Here is a 7,002-nt window from a genome sequence, read left to right as displayed (position 1 = left end):
ATCAGGCCTTGGTTGCCGCTTAGAAATGAGTCCAACTTTATGGGGTCACTTCATCTAGTTGGGCTTTTGCTTAATTTACAGCTTTGTTAGACATTAGAATTTCAAACTAAAGCCTGCTTTTAATACGCGGCCTTCGTACTGTAAACTGTGTATCGCGCGCTCGTCATATCCGTAGTAGTCGGTACCAACTTCATCGGTTAAGTTAAATGCTTGTAAGTTAACAGTGAATTTTTTGCTCACTTTGTATGAACCTGAAAAGTCTAAACGACCTCTTTCTGCACGTGTTCTTGTGCCAGTGCCCAAGAAAGAGTTCGCGCCAGCAAGAGATTGCTCGTCACGCCAGTTATAAGCTAAACGTAAACTTACACCGTCATTTTCCCAATAACCAATCAAGTTATATGATTTTGGTGAAACGCGCGGAAGTTCGTTTTCATCACCACTTTGTCTAAGTTTAGTGAAGTTAAATACACCACCAAAACCGTTCCAAGGGTAAGGTAAAAAGTCGAGTTTTTGTTGAATGGACAATTCGAAACCTTCAACTTTTAGCTCACCGTCGGTATTTACAAGTCTGTCTATAACAACTTCTCGATTGAGTGATTCAGAAACTTCACCAGATACAGGGTCTATGATTTGGGTAACCGCTACTTGTTGACATGTTGCAGACGCTTGGTCGAATCTTATTTCACCTGCAGCTTGGGTGATGATAGGGTCTGGATTTTCTACCGGGCAATAAACCTCCTCGTCATTAGCAAACAAGTTAGTAATGTTCTTTTGGAAGAAACCAACTGATATCGCACTACCTTCACGGTTATACCATTCTAAAGACAAGTCATAATTGTCCGCTTCATAAGGTCTAACGGTCGCTGAAGGTAAGTCAATGTCTACTCTGTCTCTAAATTGACCCACTTTTGGACTAGGTAATTGTGCAACTAAGTTTGGTCTAACCATGCTTTCATAATAGGCAGCGCGTAATATAACATCATCAGACAATTCAAACGATATATTCGCCATAGGTAAAGTATTGTTGTAGTCGTCTTTAATGATAAAAGGCTCAACTGCATAAGTAGCTATTGTATTGCCATTTGCATCTAAAACTGGCTGTCCATTTTCGTCTTTTTCAAAGTTTTGCACTATGTTAAAGGCATCAAATTGATTCGCTGTTTCAACATAACGTACACCTAAGTTACCTGTGTATGCAATACTTAGTGGTAACTCACCCGAAAAATCAGTTGTTAGGTAAAAGGCTGTAACTTCTTGCTCAACATCGAAATTTTGGTTTGCTTGAGTGGCAAAGCCAGTATTATTGATTCGATCCCAGAAACCTGAACGATTTCTTTGTAAATTAGGGTCAATAGTTGTGACACCGTTTGGTAAAACAAGGTCATTTCTATCTGTTACTATATTTGTTTGTAAAATTTCAATAGCTTGTTCGTTATTAATGGTTACCCAACCGTTGGTATGGTCAAAAGTGCCAGGAATTTTGCCATTAAAAAATGGTGCTTGTTGCGCCGACAATACGTTTTCAGTTGATAAGTAAGCACTGCCAATGTTCGCTGTATCAATACCACCAAAACCTTGCAGTTGGTCTAGGTTACTAATGGTTTCTTGCGAAAAACGTCCGCCTAATTTAATTGCATCAAAACGTAATACGTCACCTAAACTTAACTCTATAAAACGTTTAGCATTTGCTTCAACAGCGGTATATTTGCTATCTAAATCACGAACACGACCATTAATGTTGGCTTGTAACGTACGCCCTTGGTTTAATGTGTCTCGTGACGTAACATTAGTGCTACTTGCTGTTGGTACAGACCATTCGAGGTTGTCGTAGACATAAGGTACATCTAAACCACCAGATACTTTAATTGACGATAGGTCACCATTGCCTGTATTTATCGTGCCGTTAAAGCCTGATTGTGCGAGCTTAACATTGTTACTGCCTGTATGAACGAAGTTAAGACCAATATTTTCAAATTGGTTAGAGGCTTCTGAGTGAGATAATTTACCATCGAACACCCAGTTGTCGTTGGTGTAATCGGCATACAAAATAACCCCTGAAGTTTTTTCAACAAAGGTAGTTTTACGGTTTTCAATTTGGTATTTACCATTTTTAAAATCAATATTAGATACAGCAAATGCTTGTCCGCCAGCGCAGTCTTCTGTTACACAAGTATATGCAAATGGCGCTGTGTCTAAATCTAACGTTACTTGGCTGTCTATAAAATCGCTGGTTGCTGCGTTTGTTCTATGTATACCAAGCTCATAGTTAGTGGTTTCTTTAGTACCGTTATCTAGTTTGCGTTGCGACGCTAGAATATGTGCGCCAACTTTTAAGTTATCTGTCGCTTTTAGCTCGATGTTACCGGAAAAAGAAATACGATTACCGTCACTGTATTGAGTAACGTTACGGCCTCTATATGGTACGCGAATTTCCGAGTTTTCACCTAAAACGTCTGCCCATTTAGTTTTGTATTCTGCTAAGTTGGTGGCGCGAGTGAATAATGTATCAACACCTTTAACTTTAATTATTTGGTCTTCAACAGAAACATAATCAATAACGTCAAAAGTATCACGTCTAAATTCTTGCTCTGAAGCACTCAATTTAAAGGCAACTGCGAGTTTGTCTTCAATTAGGTGTTTTACACCATATATTTTGAATTCAGGCGCAACTGCATCTGCTAATTCTTCGTAAATAGCGCCGACACTAAAGCCTGCAGTGCCATCTTTCTTTGCTAACGCACGTTGTAGTTTTTTATCTACGATACCTGCCATACCACCTTCTTGCAGGTCAGCGGTTGGTGATTTAACAACTGTTACACCGTCAAACACACCTGCTTCAAATGAAGAAAATGGATTTGCTGTACCCACTTTGTCTGGGCCGCCTGCAGCTGAAGGTACTGCAAACGATTGACCAAAAGCAGTTGTTTTAACAAAACCACTACCTAAACCACGTAAACTGATGGTTGATTGGCGGCCTTCGTCACCAGAGTTTAATTGCACACCTGGTAGTGCCTGTAGAGCTTCACCTAAATCTAATGCTGGTAATGCGTCGATGTCAGACGCTGAAATAGCATCAACAATTGAAACTGCTTCACGTTTGGTATTTAGCGCCGCTTCCAATGAGCTGCGAACGCCAGTTACTGCGATTACCTCAGTATCTTCTTCTTGTGCAGTTTGCGCTAACGCCAAACTACTAAAGGACAACAACCCAACTGTACCGAACGCAACAGCAATTTGATTCAGTTTGAATGTGCACAAGTTTACTTTTTTTATCATTTTCATTACCTCGAAATAAAGAGGGGTGGTTGTTAACACTTTGTTGGCAAAATGTTTGTTTGTTTTCGATCGCGATTTTAGGTCAAAAAAGAGTTTTGGCAATCATTTTCGATCGCTTTTTAGAAATAAAAAAGTATAAGAAACCACTTTTTAATAATTGTAAGATTGTTTTGTGGTGCTTTTGTGAGTGTTTGTGGTTGTTTTTGTTGCTTGTTTGATTGGCTGTTAAGTCGGTTTTTTACTAGCTAAACAGCCAATTTGTTACAAATTAAACAGGGGTGATCTGGATATTACGAAATTTAATAACATTGGTTCGTTTACCACTTCCTGTGTAGCTTTTGCTGCCATGATGCTGAATACCAACATAACCTTGCGAGTCTTTTAAATCTATTACGTGGGTAGTTAAAACGCCGTTGACGAATATTTTTATTTCGTTGTGTATTGCTTCAATACGATATTTGTTCCATTCAAGGTGTCTATAGGCTTCACGCTTGTTTTCGTTCCATTCTGGTGATTTATTCTCTGCAAAATCTGCGTCAGGATGTGAACGAGTCTCATGTAAAGGATTAAGCCATTTGCGACGCCCTTGGTCGTATAAACCGCCACTCCATTTGCGCGGGCTTGGATCTACCTCGGCTTGATAACCATAAGCTTCTAAGCCTTTTCCGCTTTTATGTGGGCGGGTTTGTGCTCTAAATATAAAGCCAGAATTAGAGTATTCTTCGACATCAGGCATCAATACTTCAGCTTCAAATATAAAGTTGCTGTATTGTTGTTTCGACAATAAAAACCAGTTGCCGTGCGAGATAAGGTGCATTTCGCCATTAACCAGTTCGAACTCACCATCAGCATATACATTATTCCAATGCGTTAAGCTGGAGCTGAGTACTGTAGTGTCTTTGCTGCTATGTGTATTCGGGCAGCAGCCTAGCAACAGGGCAGCAGCGGCAATTGCGATAATTGTTTTTAGCATGTGTTTGTCCCCCTCATTGTTTTATTTAATTCGAATTTTGTGTTCTTCGGTCAACAAATTTACTTGGTTGCTTGGACGCTTAATAGGCCCGTTATCACCAACTAAATAAATTTTGTTCCAGTTTGTGCCTTTTACTTTTTCAGCCACAATCATACGTGCTTCTGGGTGAGCATTTTCAATGAGTGCAGTTAACGCCCAACCTGCATTGGGTCGGCGTAATAATTCTTTGCCTTTGGTGAAGGTTGCACCGCCATCTGTACTGTCAAAATAGCCTATTACACCATCTGTTTGATCTTGATACCCTAAAATAAACCTAACTTCATCGGCCGATTTAATAATAAAGTCACCGCGGGTATCAGTGTTGTCTATGCGTGCTTGGGTATAAACAGGGTTGCCTCCCACCCATTGTTCACCTGTCCACTTATAATAACTGCTCTGCTTTGGTCCACCCGTTTTCGCGCCCAAATCTTTTCCTATATTAATACCAATGTGCGGGTAACCATTGGCATCTAAATGAGCTGAACCGTTAAATGTCCAATAGCCGACACCACCTGTACGAGCCGCTAGGGTTTGTTGATCTGCTGCTTCTTTTGTAACTGGTAGCGTTAATGGCTGACCTTGTACGTTTTTCCATTCACCTGTTTTGGTGTTGAACCCCATATAATAAAGACCATGTCGCTCGGTTGTATGGCCTCGGTTGCCGTTTGCATTGTAATTCCAACACACGTGATAGTCGTAAGATATGATAATGTCATCACCTTGGCCTTTGCTAACCCAAGCGTACCAACTATCGTCTGCTTCAATGTCGTCACGTTTTTTATGTTTTAAAAAAGATACGGCTGGGCCAAAAGTTCTACCATGATCTGTCGATTTTTGGTAAACCCAGTCACTGCGGTGTGCGCCATGGCGATAAAAAAGGTAAATGTCTCCGTTGTCCATTTTCACCGCTTGGTTGTAAGTGCCAAATGGCGTGATATTGTCGAGTTCTTCCCATTCAGTGATGTCGTAAGGGCGTTTACTCACAGTATGTTTATTACCCCCGTAGTGAATATTACCTAGTGGGTTTTTCCCATGGCGCTTGTCACCGCCATGCCCACCAAAAAACACATGGATATAGCCTAAATCATCAATAATCATGGTCGGTTTACCGTGATTATCAATTAGTTTAGGTTGTTCTGGATCTTTACCTAGTTCACTTACACCTGCTTTAAATGGCCCTTTCCATTCTCCAGTTTTGTGGTTGTAAGTTGCAACATAAGGGTCTTCCAAAGGTCCTTGATAAGACACATAAGTAATACCATTTAAATGAATGCCAGCGGGGTGTTGTACAATTGCGAGCGAATTACCTAATGCATTGTCGGCAAAAAAATCTACTTTGGACACATTATTTGCCACTGTGGTAGCGTCAGTTTTAGTTGAACTACACCCAATTAGTAGCAAACTGGTAGTTAATGCAGATACTACTGACAAGCGAGTTAGCAGCTTTTTCATTATTTATTTAACCTTTTTAGTCAAAATGAATCATTATCGTTCAAATATAACATGTAATGTTGATGTTATGGGTGGCTTGCAATAAATATTTTATTTTAATGTTGCTAAATTTAAGTGGTCAGATCACTTGTTAGTAAAATTTGAGTTTGTACACTATAATTTGTCTAATAAATCCTTAGGGTAGTTAGAGGCACGATTGAGTATGTATACATGGGTGAAATGCTGTATTTTGGCGTTGCTAACAGTGCTACAGGTATGCAATGCTCAAGAGGTGGTTTATCGTGGATTGGGAGAGTATCGAGATTCGTACCATACAGAGTTGTTGCAAGCTATATTAGACAGTGCAAAACCAGGTCAGTTTACTGCTAGAAGTTATCCTTTGAGTATTCCGCATCAACGTGCTTTTGAGCTGCTGGTCACTCGTACTGATTTAGACATAATGATAGGCTACGCAACACAAGAGCGTCTTGATTCATATCACGCGATTCAAATCCCAATAATGAAAGGTCTAAGTGGTTGGCGTGTCGCCCTTGTTCATGAGAATAACATTAATCGCTTTCAGAATATCTCGAATTTAGAACAATTGCGGGCGTTCAAGCCTGGCATGTTCCATACGTGGACAGACAACAAAATCTTCGAACACAATGGCATTGAGCCTGTAAAGGGGGCTCATTTCGTTGGTTTGTTTCGGATGTTACACAAACAGCGCTTTGATTATTTCCCAATGTCGATTTTAGAAGCGGCACGCGAAGCTGAAACTTTTAAAAAGGAATATAAGCTTGCTATTGCAGTAGACCCTCACATACTCATCACTTACCCTGTGTGTTTTTACTTCTATGTGGACAAAACTAACAAGGATCTGGCTAAGGTTTTAAACATAGGGTTTGAAAAAATTATTAGCAGTGGTCAGTTTGAACAAATTTTTTCAAAACACCACAATCATCTTTTACAAAAGTTTTTAACAGGGAATAGAAAAATTGTGCGTTTAGCTAATCCTTTATTACCAGTAAGTGTGCCGTTAGACCGCCCTGAGCTTTGGGTACATTATCAATACTCAGATTCTCGCCCAACTACTTTGTACTAAAGTTAAATTATGTTTGTGAGGTATGTTGCCGCGAGTAAGGAAAATGTGCCTTAACTTACTGATTTAAAATGTTTTCTAAAAATGTAAGAAAAATTGTTGTAAATAATAATAATGTTTGTTGCGTATTTGAACTTTTATGTCTATTTTTTGTAATGTAATGTTTGAAGTTGATTAAGTT

At 39.5% G+C, this 7,002-nt stretch carries 4 protein-coding genes; 1 reads left to right on the top strand and 3 read right to left on the bottom strand.

The window, feature by feature from the left end; genetic code table 11:
- Window positions 1-93: 93 nt before the first annotated feature.
- The 3 genes from WSC_RS0114130 to WSC_RS0114120 form a co-directional block, all read right to left on the bottom strand.
- Window positions 94-3,276 (bottom strand): TonB-dependent receptor, encoded by a 3,183-nt coding sequence (locus WSC_RS0114130; protein WP_016956593.1) that lies wholly within the window; start codon window positions 3,274-3,276, stop codon window positions 94-96.
- A gap of 268 nt (window positions 3,277-3,544) precedes the next feature.
- Window positions 3,545-4,249, bottom strand: a complete 705-nt coding sequence (locus tag WSC_RS0114125) for a 3-keto-disaccharide hydrolase (protein ID WP_016956592.1) — start codon at window positions 4,247-4,249, stop codon at window positions 3,545-3,547.
- Between the two features lie 21 nt (window positions 4,250-4,270).
- The gene (locus WSC_RS0114120; protein ID WP_016956591.1) at window positions 4,271-5,740 is read right to left on the bottom strand and encodes a BNR-4 repeat-containing protein; all 1,470 of its coding nucleotides are present in this window, start codon (window positions 5,738-5,740) and stop codon (window positions 4,271-4,273) included.
- A 202-nt stretch (window positions 5,741-5,942) separates the two neighbouring features.
- Here WSC_RS0114120 and WSC_RS0114115 point away from each other — a divergent pair, with 202 nt between their 5' ends.
- Window positions 5,943-6,824, top strand: coding sequence for a type 2 periplasmic-binding domain-containing protein (locus WSC_RS0114115; RefSeq protein WP_016956590.1), 882 nt, complete (start codon window positions 5,943-5,945; stop codon window positions 6,822-6,824).
- Window positions 6,825-7,002: the final 178 nt, after the last annotated feature.

Source organism: Catenovulum agarivorans YM01 (assembly GCF_000281085.1).
Taxonomy (GTDB): Bacteria; Pseudomonadota; Gammaproteobacteria; order Enterobacterales; family Alteromonadaceae; genus Catenovulum; species Catenovulum agarivorans.
This window is presented reverse-complemented; position numbering and strand designations above follow the sequence as displayed.

Excerpts from the sequence above, each read along its gene's own strand:
- WSC_RS0114130 (WP_016956593.1), bottom strand. The coding sequence starts at position 3,276 with ATGATAAAAAAAGTAAACTTGTGCACATTCAAACTGAATCAAATTGCT.
- WSC_RS0114125 (WP_016956592.1), bottom strand. The coding sequence starts at position 4,249 with ATGCTAAAAACAATTATCGCAATTGCCGCTGCTGCCCTGTTGCTAGGC.
- WSC_RS0114120 (WP_016956591.1), bottom strand. The coding sequence starts at position 5,740 with ATGAAAAAGCTGCTAACTCGCTTGTCAGTAGTATCTGCATTAACTACC.
- WSC_RS0114115 (WP_016956590.1), top strand. The coding sequence starts at position 5,943 with ATGTATACATGGGTGAAATGCTGTATTTTGGCGTTGCTAACAGTGCTA.